At 60.0% G+C, this 20,080-nt stretch carries 17 protein-coding genes and 1 pseudogene; 2 read left to right on the top strand and 16 right to left on the bottom strand.

The genetic code is table 11. The features are described 5' to 3' along the window. Positions 1 to 101: 101 nt before the first annotated feature. From ptsP to J3353_RS09480, 3 genes are all read right to left on the bottom strand, one after another. The gene (gene ptsP / locus J3353_RS09490; protein WP_005930190.1) at positions 102 to 1,748 is read right to left on the bottom strand and encodes a phosphoenolpyruvate--protein phosphotransferase; all 1,647 of its coding nucleotides are present in this window, start codon (positions 1,746 to 1,748) and stop codon (positions 102 to 104) included. An 84-nt stretch (positions 1,749 to 1,832) separates the two neighbouring features. Next, the gene (locus tag J3353_RS09485) at positions 1,833 to 2,096 is read right to left on the bottom strand and encodes an HPr family phosphocarrier protein (RefSeq protein ID WP_005930193.1); all 264 of its coding nucleotides are present in this window, start codon (positions 2,094 to 2,096) and stop codon (positions 1,833 to 1,835) included. A gap of 189 nt (positions 2,097 to 2,285) precedes the next feature. Continuing rightward, entirely contained in the window at positions 2,286 to 2,954 is a 669-nt protein-coding gene (locus J3353_RS09480; RefSeq protein ID WP_097770226.1) for a DUF4830 domain-containing protein, read from the bottom strand. A gap of 234 nt (positions 2,955 to 3,188) precedes the next feature. On the opposite strand from J3353_RS09480, the gene J3353_RS09475 reads away from it, so the two are divergent. After that, positions 3,189 to 4,508, top strand: coding sequence for an ATP-binding protein (locus J3353_RS09475; protein ID WP_207684734.1), 1,320 nt, complete (start codon positions 3,189 to 3,191; stop codon positions 4,506 to 4,508). Positions 4,509 to 4,581: 73 nt separating this feature from the next. Here the strand turns inward: J3353_RS09475 and J3353_RS09470 are convergent, their stop codons facing one another. The 4 genes from J3353_RS09470 to J3353_RS09455 form a co-directional block, all read right to left on the bottom strand. After that, positions 4,582 to 5,967, bottom strand: a complete 1,386-nt coding sequence (locus tag J3353_RS09470; protein ID WP_156062024.1) for an RNA polymerase sigma factor — start codon at positions 5,965 to 5,967, stop codon at positions 4,582 to 4,584. A 79-nt stretch (positions 5,968 to 6,046) separates the two neighbouring features. Continuing rightward, positions 6,047 to 6,952 carry an elongation factor P 5-aminopentanone reductase gene (gene ymfI, locus J3353_RS09465; RefSeq protein WP_207684733.1) on the bottom strand — a complete coding sequence of 302 codons (906 nt, stop codon included), beginning with the start codon at positions 6,950 to 6,952 and terminating at the stop codon, positions 6,047 to 6,049. A 246-nt stretch (positions 6,953 to 7,198) separates the two neighbouring features. Further along, positions 7,199 to 7,687, bottom strand: coding sequence for a nucleoside deaminase (locus J3353_RS09460; RefSeq protein ID WP_005930211.1), 489 nt, complete (start codon positions 7,685 to 7,687; stop codon positions 7,199 to 7,201). Continuing rightward, positions 7,684 to 8,097, bottom strand: coding sequence for a CPBP family intramembrane glutamic endopeptidase (locus J3353_RS09455; protein ID WP_207684732.1), 414 nt, complete (start codon positions 8,095 to 8,097; stop codon positions 7,684 to 7,686). Before J3353_RS09455 ends, J3353_RS09460 begins: the two co-directional genes overlap by 4 nt. A 255-nt stretch (positions 8,098 to 8,352) precedes the next feature. Between J3353_RS09455 and J3353_RS09450 the strand changes: the two genes are divergently transcribed. Then, positions 8,353 to 9,207 carry a DegV family protein gene (locus J3353_RS09450; RefSeq protein ID WP_207684731.1) on the top strand — a complete coding sequence of 285 codons (855 nt, stop codon included), beginning with the start codon at positions 8,353 to 8,355 and terminating at the stop codon, positions 9,205 to 9,207. A 55-nt stretch (positions 9,208 to 9,262) separates the two neighbouring features. Here J3353_RS09450 and J3353_RS09445 read toward each other — a convergent pair whose 3' ends face one another. The 9 genes and pseudogenes from J3353_RS09445 to J3353_RS16585 all read right to left on the bottom strand — a co-directional run. Then, a complete protein-coding gene (locus J3353_RS09445) occupies positions 9,263 to 9,478 on the bottom strand; it encodes a hypothetical protein (RefSeq protein WP_005930220.1) in 216 nt (71 codons plus the stop codon). A gap of 12 nt (positions 9,479 to 9,490) precedes the next feature. After that, positions 9,491 to 9,751, bottom strand: a complete 261-nt coding sequence (locus J3353_RS09440; RefSeq protein WP_156066392.1) for a type II toxin-antitoxin system RelE/ParE family toxin — start codon at positions 9,749 to 9,751, stop codon at positions 9,491 to 9,493. Between the two features lie 97 nt (positions 9,752 to 9,848). Continuing rightward, complete coding sequence (locus tag J3353_RS09435) at positions 9,849 to 10,622, bottom strand: TSUP family transporter (protein WP_207684730.1); 774 nt, start codon at positions 10,620 to 10,622, stop codon at positions 9,849 to 9,851. 25 nt (positions 10,623 to 10,647) lie between these two features. After that, a complete protein-coding gene (locus tag J3353_RS09430; protein WP_117476500.1) occupies positions 10,648 to 11,499 on the bottom strand; it encodes a serine hydrolase in 852 nt (283 codons plus the stop codon). 151 nt (positions 11,500 to 11,650) lie between these two features. Beyond that, positions 11,651 to 12,649, bottom strand: a complete 999-nt coding sequence (locus J3353_RS09425; RefSeq protein WP_117534697.1) for a dipeptidase — start codon at positions 12,647 to 12,649, stop codon at positions 11,651 to 11,653. A gap of 179 nt (positions 12,650 to 12,828) precedes the next feature. Beyond that, on the bottom strand, positions 12,829 to 13,827 hold the full coding sequence (locus J3353_RS09420; protein ID WP_207684729.1) for a C40 family peptidase: 999 nt from the start codon (positions 13,825 to 13,827) through the stop codon (positions 12,829 to 12,831). After that, positions 13,824 to 17,183: a DEAD/DEAH box helicase gene (locus J3353_RS09415; protein ID WP_207684728.1), complete on the bottom strand. Its 3,360-nt coding sequence runs from the start codon at positions 17,181 to 17,183 to the stop codon at positions 13,824 to 13,826. The genes J3353_RS09420 and J3353_RS09415 overlap by 4 nt, the downstream gene beginning before the upstream one ends. A 206-nt stretch (positions 17,184 to 17,389) precedes the next feature. Next, entirely contained in the window at positions 17,390 to 18,613 is a 1,224-nt protein-coding gene (locus J3353_RS09410) for an InlB B-repeat-containing protein (protein WP_370569190.1), read from the bottom strand. Positions 18,614 to 18,799: 186 nt separating this feature from the next. Next, a pseudogene (locus J3353_RS16585) lies at positions 18,800 to 19,129 on the bottom strand (leucine-rich repeat domain-containing protein); the annotation flags it as partial. Between the last annotated feature and the right edge of the window lie 951 nt (positions 19,130 to 20,080).

The following is a 20,080-nucleotide window of genomic DNA, read 5'->3' as shown; positions in this document are numbered from 1 at the left end:
TCTTGTTGCAATCAAAAAAGAGCTGCCGCGCGCCCCTTTGCCAACACTTTGGTTGGCAGAGAGCGCCGCAGCAGCCCCTTTTACGGTTCCGTCAGGGGAACTCAGACATTCTTGGCAGAGGGCTTGCTCAGATCCACACCGCGGATGATCTTGCGCACGGGCAGGATGCTCTTGGCGTTCATGGACAGCTCGTCCACGCCCATCCGCAGGAAGGTCTCGGTGAGAGCGGTATCCGCGCCCAGCTCACCGCAGATGCCCACCCAGATGCCGTGGCGGTGGCCCGCCTCAATGGTCATCCGGATGGCCTTCAGCACAGCGGGGTGATGGGGATCAAAGAAAGGCTCCAGCTTGGCGTTCTGGCGGTCCAGCGCGCAGGTGTACTGGGTCAGGTCGTTGGTGCCGATGGAGAAGAAATCGCACTCCTGAGCCAGATCGTCCGCCACCAGAACTGCGGCGGGGGTCTCGATCATGGTGCCCACCTCGATCTTGTCGCTGAACTTCTTGCCCTCGGCGGTCAGCTCTGCCTTGCACTCCTCCAGCACGGCCTTGGCATCCTGCAGCTCCCGCAGACTGGTGATCATGGGGAACATAATGCTCATGTTGCCGTAGGCAGAAGCGCGCAGCAGGGCCCGCAGCTGGGTCTTGAAGAAATCCTTGCGGGTCAGGCAGATGCGGATGGCGCGGTAGCCCAGCGCGGGGTTGTCCTCGTGGTCGAGCTTCATGTAGTCCACGGTCTTGTCCGCGCCGATATCACAGGTGCGCACGACCACCTTTTTGGGAGCCAGGCTCTCCAGCACCTGCTTGTAGGCCTCGAACTGGTATTCCTCGGTGGGGTAATCCGTGCAGTTCAGGTAGACGAATTCGGTGCGGAACAGGCCCACGCCGCCCGCATCGTTCTGCTGGACCGCGCCCACATCGCTCATGCCGCCGATGTTGGCAAAAACCTGCACGGTCTTGCCGTCCAGCGTGGTGTTGGGCTTGCCCTTGAGCTCGGCCAGCAGGGCCAGCTTCTTCTGGTCCTCCTGCTGGCGCTTTTTCAGGCTCTCCAGCAGATCGGGGGTGGGGTCCACATACACGCAGGCATTGTAGCCGTCCACCACAGCCATCTTGCCGTCCCAATCTTCCTGGATCTCCTTGCACTGGATCAGGGCGGGGATGTTCATGCTGCGGGCCAGAATGGCGGTGTGGCTGTTGGAGCTGCCCTCCCGGGTGATGAAGCCCAGCAGCAGGCTCTTGTCCATCCGCACCGTCTCCGAGGGTGCCAGATCCTCTGCTACCAGAATGCTGGGCTCCGTGCCCTGCAGGGTGGCATTGTCCACACCCTGCAGGATGTCCAGCATGGCCTGGGCAATGTCGATGACATCGGCGCTGCGGGCCTGTAAATAGGGGTCGTCCATGGCGGCAAACACGGCGGCCTGGTTGTCGCCCGCTTTCTTGACGGCATACTCCGCACACATGTGCTGGCCGTTGATGATCTCCTTGATGGCATCCACAAAGTCATCGTCATCCAGCATCATGGCATGGATGTTGAACACCTCGGCAATGTCCTCGCCTGCCTCGGCCAGTGCCTTTTCATACAGGGCAGTCTGCTGGTCAATGGCCTTGGCCCGGGCCTCTTCAAAGCGGGCTTCCTCTGCCGCCGTGTCCGCGACCTGTGCGGTGGAGATCACGGTATCTTTTTTCTTGTAAATTTTCAGCTTGCCGATGGCAATGCCGTTCAGGATGCTTTTACCGGTTCCTACCTGCATCGTTCTCTCTCCTTTGTTGAGAATTTAGTGCGAAAAAGCCCCCGCAGGGTCTCCCGCAAGGGCTTTTGTCCGCAGATTCAAAGATCAGACGTTCTCGGTCAGGAACTTCTGAATGGCCTCGGCAGCAGCGGCCTCATCGTCGCCCTCCACCTTCACGGTCACGGTGTCGCCCTGCTTGACACCCATGCCCATCAGAGCCATCAGTTTGCGCAGGTCGCAGCTCTTGCCGTCCTTTTCCAGGGTAGCGGTGCTGGCAAAGCCCTTGGCCACCTTCACGAGCAGACCGGCCGGACGAGCGTGGATGCCGCATGCATCCTTAACAGTATACTGGAATTCCTTCATAATCATTTTCTCCTTACTTCATCCCGTTTCAGATCCGGACGGTCCTGCCACTCCGGACGCAGCCGATTTTGCTGCGGGATGCTACTATTATTATAAACCCGCTTCGTTATTTTTTCATCATTCCATATTGCTGATTTTTAGCCAGAAATTTTGGTGCTATTGAACAGAAGTTTTGCCCCCATTTTTCCACCGGATTCATTCGACAGGATACCCCTCGGCATCCAGGGGCAGGTCGGTGTACTGCGCCTCCTCGGGCACCACGGAGTCCGGCTCCCCGCTGGTCTGCTGGCTCTGCCCGGCCGCGCCCAGCTCCTCATCATGGCGCTCTCCCCAGTCGCCGCTGTAATCCTCACCGGACACCTGCTGGGCATCCTGCTGCTCGGCCTGCGCCATTGCGGTCTGGGCATCCTTCAGGCCGATCACCGTGCCCGACGGCTTTTCCAGCAGGTAGGCCCCCACAGCCTTTTTGCGGTAGACCAGCAGCACGCCGTAGCGGCTGGTCTCTCCGCTGCTGGCCGCCGGGATCAGGGCGGTCCACTTTTCCACGGTTTTCCCTTTGTAGCGGGTAAGATCCATTCCGCTTTGCTGTACCACCCCGTTGAAGGCCGAAAAGCTGTCGTCCCACTTGCGGGGGATCTTGACCTTATCCGCCGTGATGGACGTGCCGTCCACATCCAGCCCATAGCCCGTGAACCAGGTCTGGATGTCCTGCGCACTCTCGATCCGGTTCACCCCGGCCGCTGCCGCCACCGTGCGGGTGCTGATGTACCGCCCCAGAAAGGCGCTGAAGATCACCAGCGCACAGCAGAGCGCACCGGCCCCCACCTTTTTCAAGCTCGTCTTGTTCAGCGTTACCACAAACATGCCGTTCCCTCCCACCCGTTTTGTTCTGAAAAGAATATATGGGGCGGGCAGAGGAATTATAACCGCGCTGCGGCAGATCCACTTTCCTGCGCAGAAGTCATTTGAAAAAATTATTTCTTCTGTTAAAAAGTCGCTCGAAAAAGTTTCAGTTATCGCAAAAAAGTCCCTTGAAAAAGTTATCTTTTTCTTTTATAATAGATGCAGGATCATTTATTTTCGGGAGAGTGAAACGGCATGTTAAGGCGAAAGATCACAGACCAGCTGCTTGCATGGAAAAACACACCCGGCCGGAAGCCGCTTATCATCAAGGGCTGCCGTCAGTGCGGCAAGACCTTTTCTGTATTGGAATTTGCCAGAAAGAATTACAAACACACAGTGTACCTCAACTTCTTCGAGAATCCGGATTATGCTTCTGTCTTTTCCGGTTCTTTGGAGATCGACAACATCGTGATGATGCTCTCTGCCCTTCTTGGCAAGGATGCTGTTTTTGAGCCGGGCCAGACGATCCTGATCCTGGACGAGATCCAGGATTGCCCGGAAGCCCGGACGGCCCTGAAATTTTTCCGCATCGACGGCCGCTATGACGTGATCGGCACCGGCTCCCTGTTGGGCGTAAAGGGCTACGGCAAGGAGCCGAGATCCGTTCCTGTCGGATCGGAGACGGTTCTTGAAATGTACCCACTGGATTTTGAAGAATTCTTATGGGCCAATGACATCACCGAACCTGTCATTGCGCTGCTGCAAAGGTCTCTGGACTCCGGTTCCCCTGTGCCGGAAGCGCTGCACAACCGGATGCGGCAGCTTTTGCTCCAATATACCGTTGTGGGAGGAATGCCGGATGCTGTCCAGACCTTTGTGACCAGCAGGCAGATGGATGAGGTCCTGCGTATCCAGCGGGACATCGTTCGTTCCTATGAGGACGACATGGTAAAGTACGCGGAGAAAAAGGATAAGTCCCGCATCAAGGAGTGTTTCCAGTCCATTCCCCGCCAGCTTGCCAAGGAAAACAAAAAATTTCAGTATTCCGTTGTAAAAAAAGGCTCCACCTCCGCAAAATATGCCGGAAGCCTGCAGTGGATCGAGGATGCTGGCATCATCACACGGTGCCACAATCTGTCCATTACCGAGCTGCCTCTGGATGGGAATGCGGAAGAGGATACCTTTAAGGTCTATATGTGCGACACCGGCCTGTTCGTCAGCATGCTGGAGGACGGAACGCAGTTTGACATCCTGCAAGGCGACCTCTATGGCTACAAAGGCGCTATCTTTGAAAACCTGATCGCCGATATCTTCACCAAGATGGGGCGCAAGCTCTACTATTTCCACAAGGATTCCGGCCTCGAGGTGGATTTTGTGATCCGTTATCAGGGGGAATGCACCCTTGTAGAGGTAAAGGCCCGCTCCGGAAATGTCAAAAGCACAAAGACGATCCTCAACCACCCTGAAAAATATCATGTATCCCATGCGATCAAGCTCGGGGACTATAATATCGGGAAAAACGGGCCGCTCCTGACCCTTCCCCTCTATATGGCCTTTCTGCTGCGCAGCTGCTGACCTGTACAGCACCAAAAGAGCCCCCGCCGGAATAGACCGGCAGGGGCTTTTTCTCATAGCGATACGTTCAGGATCACTCGATCAGGCCGTTCAGCAGGGCCAGGCACTTGCGGCTGTGCAGCTTGCGGATGGCCTTGGCCTCGATCTGGCGGACACGCTCACGGGTGACACCGAAGTCGCGGCCCACCTCCTCCAGCGTGCGGGGGCGGCCATCGTCCAGACCAAAGCGCAGGCGGATGACCTTTTCCTCACGGGGGGTCAGGCTCTTGAGGGCCTGATTGATCTGCTGGGCCACCATGGCGCGGTCCGCTGCCTTGCCGGGAGCCTCGGCGTTCTCGTCGGCCACGAAATCGCCCAAGGAGGAATCTTCTTCCTCGCCCACGGGGCTTTCCAGGCTGGCGGGTTCCTGCGCCATGCGCTGGATCTCGCGCACGCGCTCCACACTCATATCCATGGCCTTTGCCAGCTCCTCGGGGGTGGGCTCGTGGCCGTTCTGGTAGACCAGCTGATTGGTGGCCTGACGCATCCGGTTGATGGTCTCGACCATGTGCACCGGGATGCGGATGGTGCGGGCCTGATCCGCAATGGCGCGGGTGATGGCCTGACGGATCCACCAGGTGGCGTAGGTGGAGAAGCGGAAGCCACGGTCACAGTCAAACTTCTCGGCGGCCTTGATCAGGCCGATGTTGCCCTCCTGGATCAGGTCCAGGAACGCCAGATTATGGCCGACATGCTTCTTGGCGATGGAGACCACCAGACGCAGGTTGGCCTCGCTCAGGCTGCGGCGGGCGTTCAGGCCGTCACGGCGGATCTTGAGCAGCTCCTGGCGGCGCTCCTCCGTCAGGGGGCCGTTCTCAACAGCCTCCATGGCTTCTTCTTCGGCAGCCTTTTCCTCGTCGTCCTCGTTGGACTTGGTGTTGCCGTCCTCGTCCAGATCCTCGGTATAGCTCCGGCTGTTCTCATCCTCCTCGAACGAGAAGCGGGCGCTGTTCTTTTTGATGTACTCAGGCGCGCCGTACTTCTGGCGGTCGGCCTGAAGGATGTGGGCAGCCTCGGCACCGGCGTGGATGCGCTTGCTCAGGTCCACTTCCTGCTCCGCGCTCAGCAGCGGGATCTGGCCGATCTGCTTGAGGTAGTTCTTCACAGGGTCATCCAGCAGCTCATCCATGGCAGCCTTCAGGTCTGCGGGGTTCTCCTCTGCCGGGTCGTCCTCATTTTCATCGCCCAGGCCCAGCTCATCGCTGTTTGCCTCGGCACTTTCCACCTCTGCCATGATGCCTTCCACATCCAGGCTGGTGTCACCGTCGGCCTCGTCATCCAGAATTTTGATGCCGCGCTCCTCCAGAAGCGTGTAAAGCGTTTCCACATCCATCCGGCACTGGGAAGCCAGTGTCTTGGCCTCGCCCGCCGTCAGGGTGCCTTCGCCCTTCGTCAACAGTTCCTTCAAAGTCATGCCCATTTCGCTCTCTCCTTTTCACCGCGGCGCTGGCTGCGCCGTAAGTGATATCGTATCATAAGTTTTGCCGCTGCGGGATGGTTCAAATCACCAGGCCGCCGTTCACACCGAACACCTGCCCGGTGATGTAACCGGCGCTTTCGCCTGCCAGGAACACCAGCAGCTGCGCCACCTCGTCCGCGCTGCCCAGGCGGCCCACGGGGGTCTCCTCGGCCAGCGCAGCCTTATCCTCTGCCGTAAAGGCAGCCATCATATCGGTGTCGATAACACCCGGAGCCACGCAGTTCACGGTGATGCCGCTGGGCCCCTCCTCTTTGGCAAGGGCCTTGGTCAGGCCGATCAGGCCCGCCTTGGCAGCGGAGTAATGCACCTCGCAGCTGCCGCCGGTCTGGCCCCACATGCTGCTCACGGTCAGGATGCGGCCCGCCTTGCGGCGGATCATGCCCGGCAGGGCCAACTGGCACAGGTGGAACGCGCCGCTCAGGTTCACGTCCAGCATGTGCTGCCACTCCTCCGGGGTGATATCGGTGAACAGCTTCTGCTGGGCAATGCCCGCGTTGCTCACCAGCACATCCACATGGCCCACGGCCTGCTCCACGGTGTGGAACGCCACCTCACAGCTGGCGCGGGAGGCCACGTCGCACTGGACCGCCAGCAGGCCCGGCAGCGCCTTTTCCAGCGCCGCCGCCGCCTCGGCGTGGGTGTGGTAGAGCACCGCCACCCGGTAGCCCGCCTGCCAGAAGGCGCGGGCCGCCGCGGCTCCGATGCCCCGGTCGCCGCCCGAGATCAGCACGCAGCGCCCATTGGCCGCAGGGGCTGCCGGTTCCGGTACAGCCTCCACCGGTGGTTCCGTTTCCGCAGCCGGTTCTGTTTCCGCGGCCGGTTCCGGCGCAGCTTCCTGCACCGGCTCCTGTTCCGGCGCAGGGGCCCGGGATGCCTCGTCCTCATCGCTCAGGTCAAAGGTCAATTCAAATTCATCATCGTACAAGAGTCAGCCCTCCTGCCGTTTGTTCTCTGCCTGCAAAAAATCCCGCAGGCAGGAAGGTCCCGCCCTCCACCGCACCCATGGGCTGCGCTCTGCTCCTCTTTCCGGTCAAGGCCGGTCCTGCGGCGAGCCCGCTGGTCTGTGCGAGTGGTTTCGACAAGATACCATTAAATAATATAACACAATTCGACGAAAAAAGAAAGTGGGAACCGCCGTCTTTTCACGCAGTTCCCACTTTTTTTCACGTTCTCAGGGGGTCACGGGCGGTTTCCAGCGGGGCTTTGCGGCCCGCTGCTCCCGCAGCCGGAGGAAAAACGCCTGCAGCAGCGCCTGCGCCTCCTCCGCCCGCAGACCGCGTTCCACCACCGGATGGTGGTTGAAGGGCAGGGCGAACAGGTCGGTCACGCTGCCGCAGCATCCGGCCTTGGTATCCGCCGCGCCGTACACCACCCGCCTGATCCGGCTGTTGATGATGCCGCCGCTGCACATGGGGCAGGGCTCCAGCGTAACGAACAGCTCACACTGCCACAGCCGCCAGCCGCCCAGCTTTTTGCAGGCCGCGTCAATGGCCAGCAGCTCGGCGTGGTGGAGGGCGTTTTTCTCGGTCTCGCGGGTGTTGTGGGCAGCAGCGATGATCTCGCCGTTCCGGGCCACCACCGCGCCCACGGGCACTTCGCCCAGCGCGGCGGCCCGTGCGGCCTCCTCCAGCGCCGCGCCCATCAGCTCATAGTCGGTCATCCCAATCCCCTTTCTGCCAGCGCCCGGGCCAGCACCAGCCCATTGTTCAGGATATGCAGCACCACCCCGGGTGCAGGACTGTCGGTCTGCTCTGCGGCCCATCCGAAAATGAGCCCCATGCCCAGCGCGTAGCACTTTTCGGTCAGCGTTCCGTGCAGGGCCGCAAAGAGCACAGCCTGGCAGAGGTTTGCCGGGTGCTCCCCCAGCGGCCGCAGCAGGCGCAGCAGCGCCCCCCGGAACACCAGCTCCTCGGCCAGCGGCAGCACCAGCAGGCTGCGCAGCGTACCGGGCACGCCCTGCGGCAGCTCTGCCGCCCCGCCGGGGACCAGCACACACCAGACCGCCGCCAGCCCGGCCCAGGCCAGTGCCGCGATGCCTGCCGCCCGCAGGCGGCGGTTCCGCTCTGACATCTTCTCCGTCCCCTCTCCGTTTGGGGCCGCGCTGTCCCGCTGCTTCGGGCGCACAGCGCACCGCCCCGCAATGCCTGATGCCCATTGTATCATGTTCCGGCCCGTTTGTGCAAGAAAACGGAGCGGAATTGCGAAAATACGAAGAAATATTGATTCAAACAATTGACATTTCCCGTCGTCTCTGGTATATTCCTATACGACTTTTTGATTGATTTGGTCGGGTTATCCGTTCTTGGCCCCGTTGGAGGTATTACTATGATCCGCATTCTTACCGATTCCGCATCCGACATCCTGCCCGCTGAAGCCGAGCAGCTGGGTGTGACCGTCATCCCCCTGAACGTCACCCTGGAGGACGGCACCGTGCTCCGGGACGGTGTGGACATGACCCCCACCGTGTATTACGGCGTGATGGCCCGCTGCCACAAGCTGCCCACCACCAGCCAGCCCAGCCCCGAGCTGTTCCAGCGCTTCTTCCTTGAGGCGGCTGCCGCCGGGGACGAGGTGGTGGGCATCTTCCTCTCCCATGAGCTGTCCGGCACCTGCCAGTGCGCCCGGCTGGCCGCAGACATGGCCAATGTGGACAATGTCCTCTTTGTGGATTCCGAGAGCGTCTGCCTGGGCGAGAGCCTGCTGGTGCGGCTGGCTGTTCAGCTGCGGGATGCCGGGAAGACTGCCGGGCAGATCGCCGCCACCCTTGAGCACGCCAAGGAGCATCTGCATCTGGTGGCTGTCATCGACGACCTGAAGTATCTGCGCAAGGGCGGCCGCCTGCCCGCCGCCGTGGCCGTGGCCGGTGGGATGCTGGGCATCAAGCCCCTCATCACCATCAAGGAGGGCAAGGTCGTTATGGCGGGCAAGGCCCGGGGCCTGCCCGGCGCTTACGTTGCCCTGTTCAAGAAGATCGAGGAGCTGGGCGGCATCAGCACCTACGTCGACGCGCTGGCCGGCTACACCCTCGCCCCCCGCGAGGTGCAGCCCATCCAGACCTACCTGCAGGAGAATCTGGGCCGGAGCGAGGCCCTTGTGCGCCAGATCGGCTGCGTCATCGGCACCCACGCCGGCCCCGGCGCGTTCGGCCTGGCCTTCCTCGATGAAGGCTTCACCTTCTGATCTTACCCAATCAAAAAGAGGAACTGCTTTCCCGGCAGTTCCTCTTTTTTGTTGGTCATTCGTGTCCGATCTTCGACCAGTCAATTTCTTCGGCATCCACAAAGCCGCTGTCCTTCGCTTCCTCCAGCTGCTTTGCTTCCTCTGTGGTCAGCTTGGTGAAATCCGGATCCCATGCCAGTACCAGCTTTTTGATCAGCTCGTAGGCAAGGTTCTTGTCCGGGTCCGGCAGCATATCGATCATATGTGCTGCATTCATTGCAATTTCAGACATCCTGCCACCTCCTTATTTATAGATATCGCCACGATTCCCGATATCCAGCACCAACAGAATTTCCAGCGCGTTTTCCTCACCGTACCGGTAAAGCACGCGCCAGCTTCCGACCCGAAGCCGCATCGTTCCATCCTTCAGTCCCTGCATCACCTTGATATCACCTGCCGGCGGTTTCAGGGTCAGCCCCTCAATGCCTGCAACGATGCGAAGCACGGACTTTTTGTCCAGCTTGTTCAGGAACTTCATGGCGTTCTTCGAGTAGCGGATCTTCATAACATCATCCTCAGTGCTCGTTTTCTTGCGGGTTTCTGGCCCTATTATAGTCCATTCTCCTGCAAACGTCAATTGTTTTTTGCCGAAGATCCGTTCATTACAGCACCGCGTCCGAGACGATCTTGCCCAGCAGGAGCACCAGCACCACAAGCATCATGGGGCGGATGAATTTTGCGCCGTTCTTGAGGGCGAAGTGGGAGCCCAGCAGGTTGCCCACAATGCCGCTGATGGCACAGGGGATGCCGATGGAGAACACCACCAGCCCGCTGGAAAGATACGTTACAAGGCTGGCGTAGTTGCTGGCAAGGTTGAGCACCTTGGCGTTGCCGCCCGCCGTGCGCAGATCAAAGCCCATCAGGGTGGTAAAGGCAATGATGGCAAAGGTGCCGGTGCCCGGGCCAAAGATGCCGTCGTACAGGCCGATGCCCAGCCCGATGGCAAGGGCCAGCACCGCCTTTTTGGCGTTCAGGGTGCCGTCGTCCCGGTTCTCGTCGGGCAGGTCCCGCCGCCAGAGGATGAGCACCGCCGCCACCGGCAGGATGATGAGCATCATGGTGCGCAGCACCTGATCGCTGAGCAGGAGCACGATGTGGGAGCCCAGCGCGCTGCCTGCAAAGCTGCCCACAGCCGCCAGCAGGCCGACCCGGATGTTCATGGCACCCTTCTGGAAGAACTGCGCCGTGGCAAAGGTGGTGCCGCAGGCCGCGCTGAATTTATTGGTGCCGTAGGTGTAATGCACCGGCAGGCCCGCAAACAGGTAGGCGGGCAGGCTGATCAGACCGCCGCCCCCCGCCGCCGAGTCCACAAAACCCGCAAACCCGGTCATCAGCATCAGAAACAGCAGCATTGGCAATGATAATGTAATTTCCATTCGTTCTACTTTCCCACTCTTTCGTTTACTTCAGATACAGCTTTCCCTCGCAGGCCAGGATCTGATCCAGGATCATCCGGGACACCCGGGCACCATAGACCATTGCGGGGTGGTCGTTGTACTCGATGATGTCATGGAACTCCTTGTTCATCAAAACGATCACATACTCGCCGTAGGGGGTGTGGATGATGCCGCCGTCATTGCGGCAGGCGTTCATGCTGCCGCTCTTGCTGGCCACCCAGATAAGCTCCGGCTCGCCGGTCTCCTCGCAGTCCAGATAGAACTGGGGGAAATCGTGGGTCAGCATGGTGTTGTAGTGCTGCTGGCGGAAGATGCCCAGCATGGCAGCACTGGCTTCCCTGCTGACCAGCGTGCCCTTTGCCACCTGCGCAAACAGGGCGGCGTAGTCCCGGGGCGTGGTGGTGCCCAGCTTGTCGTAGCGGTCAAAGTGGAGGGGATTGTGCAGGACGGTGTGCCCAAAGCCCAATTCCCGGATGCAGGCATTGATGGTGTCCAGCCCCAGGTAATCGATGATCATATTGGTGGCGATGTTGTCCGAGCAGATGATCATCATGGTGGCGGTGTCCTTCACCTTGAGCTTTGCCCCCACGCCCAGGGCCCGGAGCATCCCGGAGCCGTCCACGAACTGGCTGGCTTCGTAGGTGATCTCCTCTTCCAGGTCAGCCCTGCCCCGGCTGGCCTGCAGATACAGCACCGCCAGAATGAATGCCTTGATGGTGGAGGCCGTCTCAAATTCCTCGTCGGCACCGATCTCCACCGTGCTGCCGCGCAGGTCATCCACAAAAACGCTCATCCTGCCCTGATAGGAATAGAGCTCTGCGGCAATGCGCTTTTCCAATGTCATATTCTGATCCATCTGGAATCCCTCAACTTTTCTATACTTTCCGTTATACTTTATCCTTACCGTTAAGACATTATTTTTGTTGATTCTGTTGTTTTTGTTGCATGTGTTCTCTCAACTACAACAAAATCAACAAATTCAACAAATTCTGAGATACCAACGGTGATTACAGGTTGTTTTCAAAGAAACGCTGTGCGTTGCGGAAGAAGATGGCTTCCACCTCATCCTCGGTGAAGCCCTCTTTCCGCAGGGCATCGGCCAGCAGAGGCATTTTGGAGCAGTCGCTCAGTTCCAGCTTGCCGCCGATGCCGTCAAAGTCACTGCCCAGACCGATGATCTCAATGCCGCCCACCTGCTTGAAATGGGCGGCGTGTTTGGCCATCAGGGCCGTGGTGCTGCGGCACAGGTCGGGGCTGGGCTGGTCATCCAGAAAGCCCGCGCAGTAGTTCAGGCCCACCAGACCGCCTTTTTCCGCCATGACCCGGATCATCTCATCGGTCAGGTTGCGGCAGTGGGGGGCCAGGGCGCGGCAGTTGGAGTGGCTGGCCGCAAAGGGGCGGGTGCTGTGCTCCGCAATGTCCCAGAAGCCTTTATCGGACAGGTGGCTCACATCGGCAATGATGTGCAGGCGCTCCATCTCGGCCAGGAACTCAAAGCCCTTCTCCTTCAGGCCGGTCTCGGTGTTGGGCATACAGGGCCAGATGGGGCCGTTGCCGGGCACCACGTTGGGGCTGGCCAGCTCGTTTTCGTGGTTCCAGGTCAGGGTCATCATCCGCACGCCCAGCTCGTACATCCGGCGCAGCACACCCAGACTGCCCTTGCAGCAGCCTGCTTCCTCTATGGTCAGCATTCCGCTGATCTTGCCCGCCTCGGCGTTTTTGCGGATATCCTCGGGGCGGTAGACAGGGGCGATCCTGTCGGAATACCGCTCCATCATCCGCTTGAACACGTCGATCTCTTCCAGCGCCGTCACCAGCGGGTCCGCGCCCGGGGTGGGGTCAGCCAGATTCACAAAGGCAGCAAAGCACTGGAGCATGTAGTCGCCCTTCTCCAGCTTTTCCAGATCGATGTGGCCGTTGTTGTGGGCAAAGGTCTGCCCGTCGCCCCGCATCTCCGCGCGCCGCAGCTCACTCAGGGTGTCACAATGTAGATCAAAAACTTTCATGGATCGTTCTTCCTCCTATAACATCCTCGCCCTCTCAGTCAAAGCCTGACGGCTTTGCCAGCTCCCCCAAAGGGGGAGCCTCTGGCGGTTTCCCGAAACCTTGCGGGGGAATTGCCAGTGCCTCTCCCTTTGGGAGAGGTGGCATCCCGCAGGGATGACGGAGAGGGTGAGTTACTTTATCAGAACACACTCCCCACCGCATACAGACTCTTGACCAGATCTTCCCGGTACAGCGGGTCGGCGGGGTCAAGGCTGTTGATGACCACGCCGCCGCTGGCGGACGCGCCGGTGGAGTGGATGTAGCGGCCCTCGCCAAGGTAAAGGGCGATATGGCCGGGGAAATAGAGGGCATCGCCCCGCTTTTTGTCTGCAAAGGGGATCTGGTGCATGGGCCAGCCCTCCACGATCCTGGCATCCCGGTAGATGAGCACGCCGCACTGCATATAGGCGCTGCTGACAAGGCCGGAACAATCAATGCCACGGCCCGACTTGCCGCCCCAGCGGTACTCGGTGCCCAGATATTTTTTCGCCTGCGCACAGACGGCATCCCGGAACGCTTCCTCGCTGCCGTCGTACCACGCCTGCAGTGCCTGCGGCACCAGCTCCCCGGCGGTGACATTCCGGGCCTCGGCCAGCGCGTCATCAAAGGCCAGCCCCTCCCGCTGGGAGAACACGGCGGTCATCTCAAACCGCACCGGCTCCAGCGCCACGTCCCGGACATAGCCGGTGCGGCCATCCAGCAGGGCAACCCTGGCCCAGCCGGTGTGGGCTTCGGCCTCCTCGGACGGCTCGGGCAGGCGGCAGAGCAGGCAGCCCCGCTCCAGCTCCAGCATCCGCACCCCCTGCACCTTGGGCAGGCTGAGCACATCGGTGGCACGGCCCACCAGCACCAGCGGCTGGGACAGGTAGTCCCGCAGTGTATCCTCATGGACAAATTTCAGCGCATCCTGCCGGACAAAGCCGTGGTAGCCGTAAAAGGTGACCACCTCGGCCACCTCCGGGGAGAGGGGCACTCCCTCGGCAGTCACGCCGCCGGGGGCGGTGCGCACCTGACAGGCCTGACCGTACAGGCCCTCGTCCCCGATGGTGGAAACAAGGCCCGCCTCGCTCTGTTTGGTGGTCTGGGGCAGGTCGTAAATGGTCACGACAGGCCGGGCAAATATGGCGTATTGCATCATTCGGTTCCCTCCAACAAATTCAGCAGCTCCTCCGGCTTCATGCGCAGGATGGCACCATCCGCGCTGCCGGTGACGGTCTCGGCCAGATCCTGCTTGGCCTGCTGCAGCTCCACGATCTTTTCCTCAATGGTGTCCTGGGCGATGAGCTTGTACACCTGCACCGGGTTCTGCTGGCCGATGCGGTAGGCACGGTCGGTGGCCTGATTCTGGGCTGCCACGTTCCACCACGGGTCGTAGTGGATGACGATATCGGCGGCGGTCAGGTTCAGGCCGGTGCCGCCTGCCCGCAGGGAGATCAGGAACACGCTGGCCTCGCCGCCGTTGAAGCGGCGCACCAGCTCGGCACGCACCGGTTTGGGGGTGGAGCCCTGCAGGGTGAAGTGGCTCACGCCCTCCGCGTCCAGCCGCTTGGCCAGCAGTTCCAGCATAGAGGTGAACTGGCTGAACAGCAGGATGCGGTGCCCGCTCTCCACGGCACTGGTGACCAGCTCGATGCAGGCATCCAGCTTGGCGCTGCCGCCTGTCCAGTTGTCGGCAATGAGCCGGGGGTCGCAGCAGATCTCCCGCAGGCGCATGAGGACGGCGAACACCGCCATCTTGTCCTCGGGCTTGGCAGCCCGCAGCTTCTCCCGGGCATCCACCACGGCGGCAAGGTAGAGCTTGCGCTGCTCCTCCTCCAGCTCGATGCGGTAGACGTTCTCTGTCTTGGGGGGCAGCTCCTTCAGCACCTCGGACTTCATCCGGCGCAGGATGAACGGCCCGGTGAGCTGGTTCAGCCGCCGCACCGCCGCCGGGTCGTTTTCCTGCGTGATGGGCTTTTCAAACCGGCTGCAGAAGCTCTTGTAGGGCGGCAGGTAGCCCGGCATCAGGAAGGAGAAGATGCTCCACAGCTCGCCCAGGCGGTTCTCCACGGGGGTGCCGGTCAGCGCAAAGCGGACACGGCTGTTCACCCCGCACACCGCCTTGTATTTCTGGGTGGTGTGGTTCTTGATGGCCTGGGCCTCGTCCAGGATACAGGCATAGAATTTCTGGCTCTCGTAGAGGGTCTCGTCGCGGCGGAGCAGGTCGTAGCTGGTCACCACCACGTCGGCCCCGTCCCACTGCTCGGCCAGCTGGGCCCGGTGGGCGGCATCCCCGTCCACCACAACACAGTTCAGCTCCGGCGTAAACTTCCGGCATTCCTCGGCCCAGTTCAGCACCAGCGAGGCCGGGCAGACGATGAGGCTGGGCAGGGGGTTCCCGCCCTGCTCCCGGAGTGCCAGCAGATAGCTGAGCACCTGCACCGTCTTGCCCAGACCCATATCATCCGCAAGGATGCCGCCCATGCCGTAGCCATCCAGCGTGCGGAGCCAGCGGTAGCCGTCCCGCTGGTATTTTCGCAAAACTTTTTGTAGAGATACAGGCGGTGTATACTCGCTGTCCTTCACCGCATGGAAGCTCCGGCTGAGCTGGCGGAAGGCATCGTCCCGGTTGAAGCGGATGCCGTTCTGCCCCGAGAGCGCCCAGTCCAGACTGGGGGCCCGGTACAGGGGCAGCCGGGCGTGGGTCTGGCCCAGTTTGGCCCCGGAAAGCTCCAGTGTCTCGTTCAGCTCGTCCAGCACCTCCATGGAATCGTCCAGCCGGAGCAGACGGCCATCGCGCAGGCGGTGGTAGCGCTTTTTCTGGTGGAGCGATCTCAGCAGGGCTTTCAGCTCTCCCACCGGGAACTCCCCCGTGTCCACCTCAAGGTCGAGCACGCTGCCGTGCACCGACACCCCCACCGAGATCTTCGGCGGTGCGGCCTGCATACTGCGGAAGGCATCGGTCAGGTAGACCTCGCCCTCGGCCAGCAGGGCCGGGATCCCCTCATCGAGGAAGCGGTAGACTTCATCCTCCTCATAGGCATCGTAGTGGGCGGCAAGGCCGTTGCCCATGGTGTCCGGCCCCGGCTCCAGATACCGCCCCAGCAGCCGCCCGGCCCGCTGTTCGGCGCGGGCATCCCGCAGCAGACCGGCAGGCCCCGGTTCCTCCGGCGTGACGCGGTCCTCGCCGTATAAAAATTCAAGGTGTGCCCGCACCGTTTCCCGCGTGGGCGCGTCGAGATAAAACTGCACCACCGGCTCCAACGGGATCTGATTCAGCAGCAGGCGTTCGGGGTCCTCAATGGTCACCCTGCTGCCCAGCTCTGGCAGGACATAGCTGCAAAAGGCGGTGGCATCCCCGGTGGTAAAGAACAGGCTCTTGCCGCACAGCGCCTCAAGGGCGGGCCGCATCCGGGCGCTTTCGGCCCGGTCCAGCTGCCAGATCGTATCCTCACTGTATAAATAGTCGTTGTCTAAACCCGTTTTCCACCCCAACGCAGGGGTCACGGACACCTCCACGCCGCCCCGGCGCTTTTCCACCCGCATGGTCAGGGCCGGGATGCCGGTCTTGAGGGTGTAGCCGCCCAGATTGCCGGTGGGGGCATAGAGGGCCACCAGTCCATCAAAGATCTCGCCGTTCAGCGGGATGCCCCCGGCAGGCCCGCTGCGGGGTGCATTGCCATAGCTGCGCAGAGCCGCCTCGACCCCTTCCTTTGCACTGAGCTGCCGCCGCAGCAGGCGGAGCAGCTGCTGTGCCTCCGGGGCAAAGGCCTCCCAGCTGTGCCGGAATTCCAGCGCCTTGCCGTAGCTGATGAAGCCGTGCTTCTCCACGGCCCGCAGCAGGTCCGGGATGCTCTTTACCACATACTGCCGCCCGCCGTCTGCCGAGATGCGCAGCCGCAGCCAGGGCAGCTCCCCGGGCAGCAGGGTCAGCTCCGGCTCCAGCTCTGCGGCGTGGGGGCGCAGCTCCGCGTGGCCGGTCACGCCGTCCACCTCGGCCAGCGCTCCCTCCTGATAGGCCTGGAGCAGCCGCCGTGCCTCGTAGTCGGATTCCGGTTCCTCGCCCCGCCATTTCTTGCCGAACAGCATCTCCAGGCTGGAGGCATAGCTGTCCCTGCGGGGCGGCTCCTCAGGCTGGGGCGTTTGCAGGTTGGCCGTGCCCCGCACCACGCCCGGGATGCTCTCCGGGCTCTCAGAGGGCTTCTGCGGCGCTCTGCCGGAAAGGCCCTGACTCTCGCTGTCCCGCATCAGCAGCGCGCCGATGTGCTTGCAGCAGGGCCCCTCGCCGTTTTCGTTGTAGGGGCAGGAGCAGCTGGCGCTGACAAAGCTGCCGTTTTCCCGCAGCCAGACCTGGGTCTGGTACAGGCTCCGCCCGCCGCCGCGCACGTCGGCGCTCAGGTGGCGCACGCCGTTCCCAGCCACTTCGCAATTCAGATCCTGTATCCGGTCCGTGTAGGCCTTGGCCCGCGCGAATATCGTGCCGCCCAGCAGGTAGCGGATCTCTTCCATGTCCATCCGGGGTCTCCCTCCCTCTGCAATGCTCTATTGGTTAAGCATACCGCACCGGCGGGCGGGATGCAAGGGGTGCCGGGAAAAAAATTCCGGAAAGCACAGAAGCGCCTCATCCGGGAGAGGATGAAGCGCTTCTGTACTTTGGGATTTTTGGAACACTCAGCCCGCATTGCGGTTTACGGGCCAAGTGGGGGTTGGTTTAGGGCTGCTCAGGCGTTCTGCTTGAGCTCCTGTGCTTTCTGCCATGCATTCAGCACATCGATCTTGCTTACGGCGTTGTCGGGATAGAATTTCATCTCTTCCGGAGCCGTGCCCTCATCGTTCAGGTCAGGGATAAGCTCGTTTTCCATGGCCCAGCGGGCGGCGTGCTGCAGGTCCATATCCCGCTCTTCCTGACCGACATCGGGGTAGAGCAGTTCGGATTCGGGCATGGGCTTGCCTGCATCCTCCCACAGCATCATGGCAAGGGCGCTGCGGTTGCTGGGGAAGTAGGGCAGAGCCATCAGCTTGCCTGCAAATTCAGCGCCCAGAGAATAGGCCTGATAGCCCAGCACTGCGGTACCCACAGCGGCAGTACCAATGATCGCGGCAGTGCCCAGCACATTGGGCCCATCATCTTCAATGGTGGCATCACGGTACTGTGCGGCAATATCCACATCACTGCTCATGGGGAAAGTGATGGTCTCAGCCTTGTAGTCCTGACCCAGCGGCAGGGAGAACTTGCCGGTAGACCAGATGTCAAACACCATGCCCTCAGGGACCAGGGTCTTGTCCAGCGTCACGGTCACGTTTGCGTTCTTCGGTACAGAGTAGGTCTTTTTGCCGGTGGCTTCGTCAGTAGTAACAGTCAAGGTATCGGTCACATCCTTGTCACCGTTTTTCACGGTAACAATGCCGCCGGTTACGGACAGCTGGTATTCGGTATTCGCATCGGGCGTTTTATCCGATTTGCAAACCGCTTCGATCGCGATCGCATCGCGGTCTGCAGGCACGGTAAAGGTGATTTCTTCCTGAGAAGTGTCCTTAGGTTTTTCGTCCTCATTCAGGCCGCTAATGCTCCAATGGTCGAACTTCAAATCGTTGTCCGCAACGGCAGCACGGTCAAAGGTTACCGTTACCGTTGCACCTGCCGGAACTTTTGCCTGACCGTTTTTCAGCTCAATTGCCAACGGAGTACCATCGGAAGCAACAACGGAGATCGTTCCATTCTTTACGGTCAGGTCAGTGCCAGCCCAACCGGCATAGAGCGTGATGCCATTGATGTTTGTAAACAGCTGTGCATCCGGATATCGGGTCTTGCAGTCTGCATCGGTATACCAACCGGTAAAGGAGGAGGTGGTGTAACCCGGTTTGGTAGGTGTGCCAAGCGCCGTAATTTTTGCGCCGTAGTCAATTTTTTTCGGCTCGCTCTTGTCACCATCTACGAGAGTCACGTCAACGGTGGTAATAATGCGTTCGTCAGGTACGCCTCTTCCGCTCAGTTTAGACTTTAAGCCCGGCTCACAATAAACTTTTAACTCGGGAGACGTACGAGTGAAAAGATTCCAATCTCCATTGGAACCACCAACGTATGTTAAATTACTACCGGGTTCAAAGGTGATGCATGTCAATGCTGTGCAATAACCAAACATCTCTGCTCCCATTGATTTTACACTTTTGGGAATATGAATGCTTGTCAGCTGAGTACAGTTTTCAAATACATCCTGTCCAAGAGTTTCTACTTTATCCGGAATCGTAACACTTGTTAGACCGGTACCACCAAATGCCCCCTCCTTAATCGTTTTGACATCTGAGGGAATCTTAATGCCCGTTAGTCCGGCACACTCATCGAATGCACCTAATCCAATCGTTGTTAAGGTACTGGGTAGCGTGATGCTTTTTAATTTGGCTGCACCAAAAAATGCATAATTTCCGAGATAGGTCAATCCTTCCGGAAGCTTTACTTCCATGAGATTTCTTGCATCATGCCCTCCGTCAAAACCATGGAGGACACAATCCCCTAATGAGGTTACGCCATCATCAACTATGAGCCTCGTAATCTTTAGTATTGCATCACGCCATGGCATATCTCTACATGACAAAAAATCGTAATTTTTCATCGGCCCCGTTCCGCGAATCGTCATGGTATAGGTTTCGCCTCCATCGTTGTTCCGACTTAATGTCGCTGTAACGGTGCCCGGCTTTTTTCCGCAGTCATACGGACCCAAACTTTCCTCCGCAAATGCCGACACTGCCCCCGCAGGCAGGAATGTCAGCATCATACTGAATGCCAGTAAGAGGCTGATGAGCCGTTTTTTCATAAAAATCCTCCTTTGTCAGTCATCAATACTCCCAGTTTCTCCACAAAAAGCACCCAGACAAAAAGAAAAAAGCGCCGCACCAGCCAAATGGCTGGTACAACGCTTTGCGTTTTGTACTTTAGGGGTGCTCGCCCTCTCTATCTATGCTTTAACCCGCCGCTTCTCTCAAGGGCAAGGTGATCGTGGTACCCAGAAAAGCTACTCCCATAAACTTCTCCATAACCCCGCACCGGCTGCCCTTTGGGGGGTGCCGGCACATTTCCGCATAGTCGAAGAGGGTTGCAGAGCAAAGTGCAGCTGACGGCCCCTACCGGGCCTTCCGCCTTGCGTCACAGCCTTCCGACTGGTTTGCCGATCTTTCTGTTTTGCTGACAAGGTGCTTTTCGCACCTTATCATACCCCCCCCCCTATAAAAAATCAAGGGGTCTGGGCGAAGTTTGTGAACATTCACAAATCCACGTGATTTTTTAGGCCATTTTAACGGAAAGGCACACGCACAACAAAAACAAACCCCTAAGGAATTTCTTCCTCAGGGGTTTCATGCAAGTCGGCGACTACCTATTTTCACGCGCCGTTTCCAGCGAACTATCTTGGGCACGA

Source organism: Faecalibacterium sp. Marseille-Q4137 (assembly GCF_017377535.1).
Taxonomy (GTDB): Bacteria; Bacillota; Clostridia; order Oscillospirales; family Ruminococcaceae; genus Faecalibacterium; species Faecalibacterium duncaniae.
The sequence above is the reverse complement of the archived record's forward strand: the minus strand, read 5'-3'. Positions and strand labels throughout refer to the sequence as shown.

Coding starts and splice junctions, on each gene's coding strand:
- J3353_RS09435 (WP_207684730.1), bottom strand. CDS start 10,622: ATGGAAATTACATTATCATTGCCAATGCTGCTGTTTCTGATGCTGATG.
- J3353_RS09420 (WP_207684729.1), bottom strand. CDS start 13,827: ATGATGCAATACGCCATATTTGCCCGGCCTGTCGTGACCATTTACGAC.
- J3353_RS09430 (WP_117476500.1), bottom strand. CDS start 11,499: ATGGATCAGAATATGACATTGGAAAAGCGCATTGCCGCAGAGCTCTAT.
- J3353_RS09460 (WP_005930211.1), bottom strand. CDS start 7,687: ATGACCGACTATGAGCTGATGGGCGCGGCGCTGGAGGAGGCCGCACGG.
- ptsP (WP_005930190.1), bottom strand. CDS start 1,748: ATGCAGGTAGGAACCGGTAAAAGCATCCTGAACGGCATTGCCATCGGC.
- J3353_RS09450 (WP_207684731.1), top strand. CDS start 8,353: ATGATCCGCATTCTTACCGATTCCGCATCCGACATCCTGCCCGCTGAA.
- J3353_RS09445 (WP_005930220.1), bottom strand. CDS start 9,478: ATGTCTGAAATTGCAATGAATGCAGCACATATGATCGATATGCTGCCG.
- J3353_RS09480 (WP_097770226.1), bottom strand. CDS start 2,954: ATGTTTGTGGTAACGCTGAACAAGACGAGCTTGAAAAAGGTGGGGGCC.
- J3353_RS09475 (WP_207684734.1), top strand. CDS start 3,189: ATGTTAAGGCGAAAGATCACAGACCAGCTGCTTGCATGGAAAAACACA.
- J3353_RS09440 (WP_156066392.1), bottom strand. CDS start 9,751: ATGAAGATCCGCTACTCGAAGAACGCCATGAAGTTCCTGAACAAGCTG.
- J3353_RS09415 (WP_207684728.1), bottom strand. CDS start 17,183: ATGGACATGGAAGAGATCCGCTACCTGCTGGGCGGCACGATATTCGCG.
- J3353_RS09485 (WP_005930193.1), bottom strand. CDS start 2,096: ATGATTATGAAGGAATTCCAGTATACTGTTAAGGATGCATGCGGCATC.
- J3353_RS09470 (WP_156062024.1), bottom strand. CDS start 5,967: ATGGGCATGACTTTGAAGGAACTGTTGACGAAGGGCGAAGGCACCCTG.
- J3353_RS09455 (WP_207684732.1), bottom strand. CDS start 8,097: ATGTCAGAGCGGAACCGCCGCCTGCGGGCGGCAGGCATCGCGGCACTG.
- J3353_RS09425 (WP_117534697.1), bottom strand. CDS start 12,649: ATGAAAGTTTTTGATCTACATTGTGACACCCTGAGTGAGCTGCGGCGC.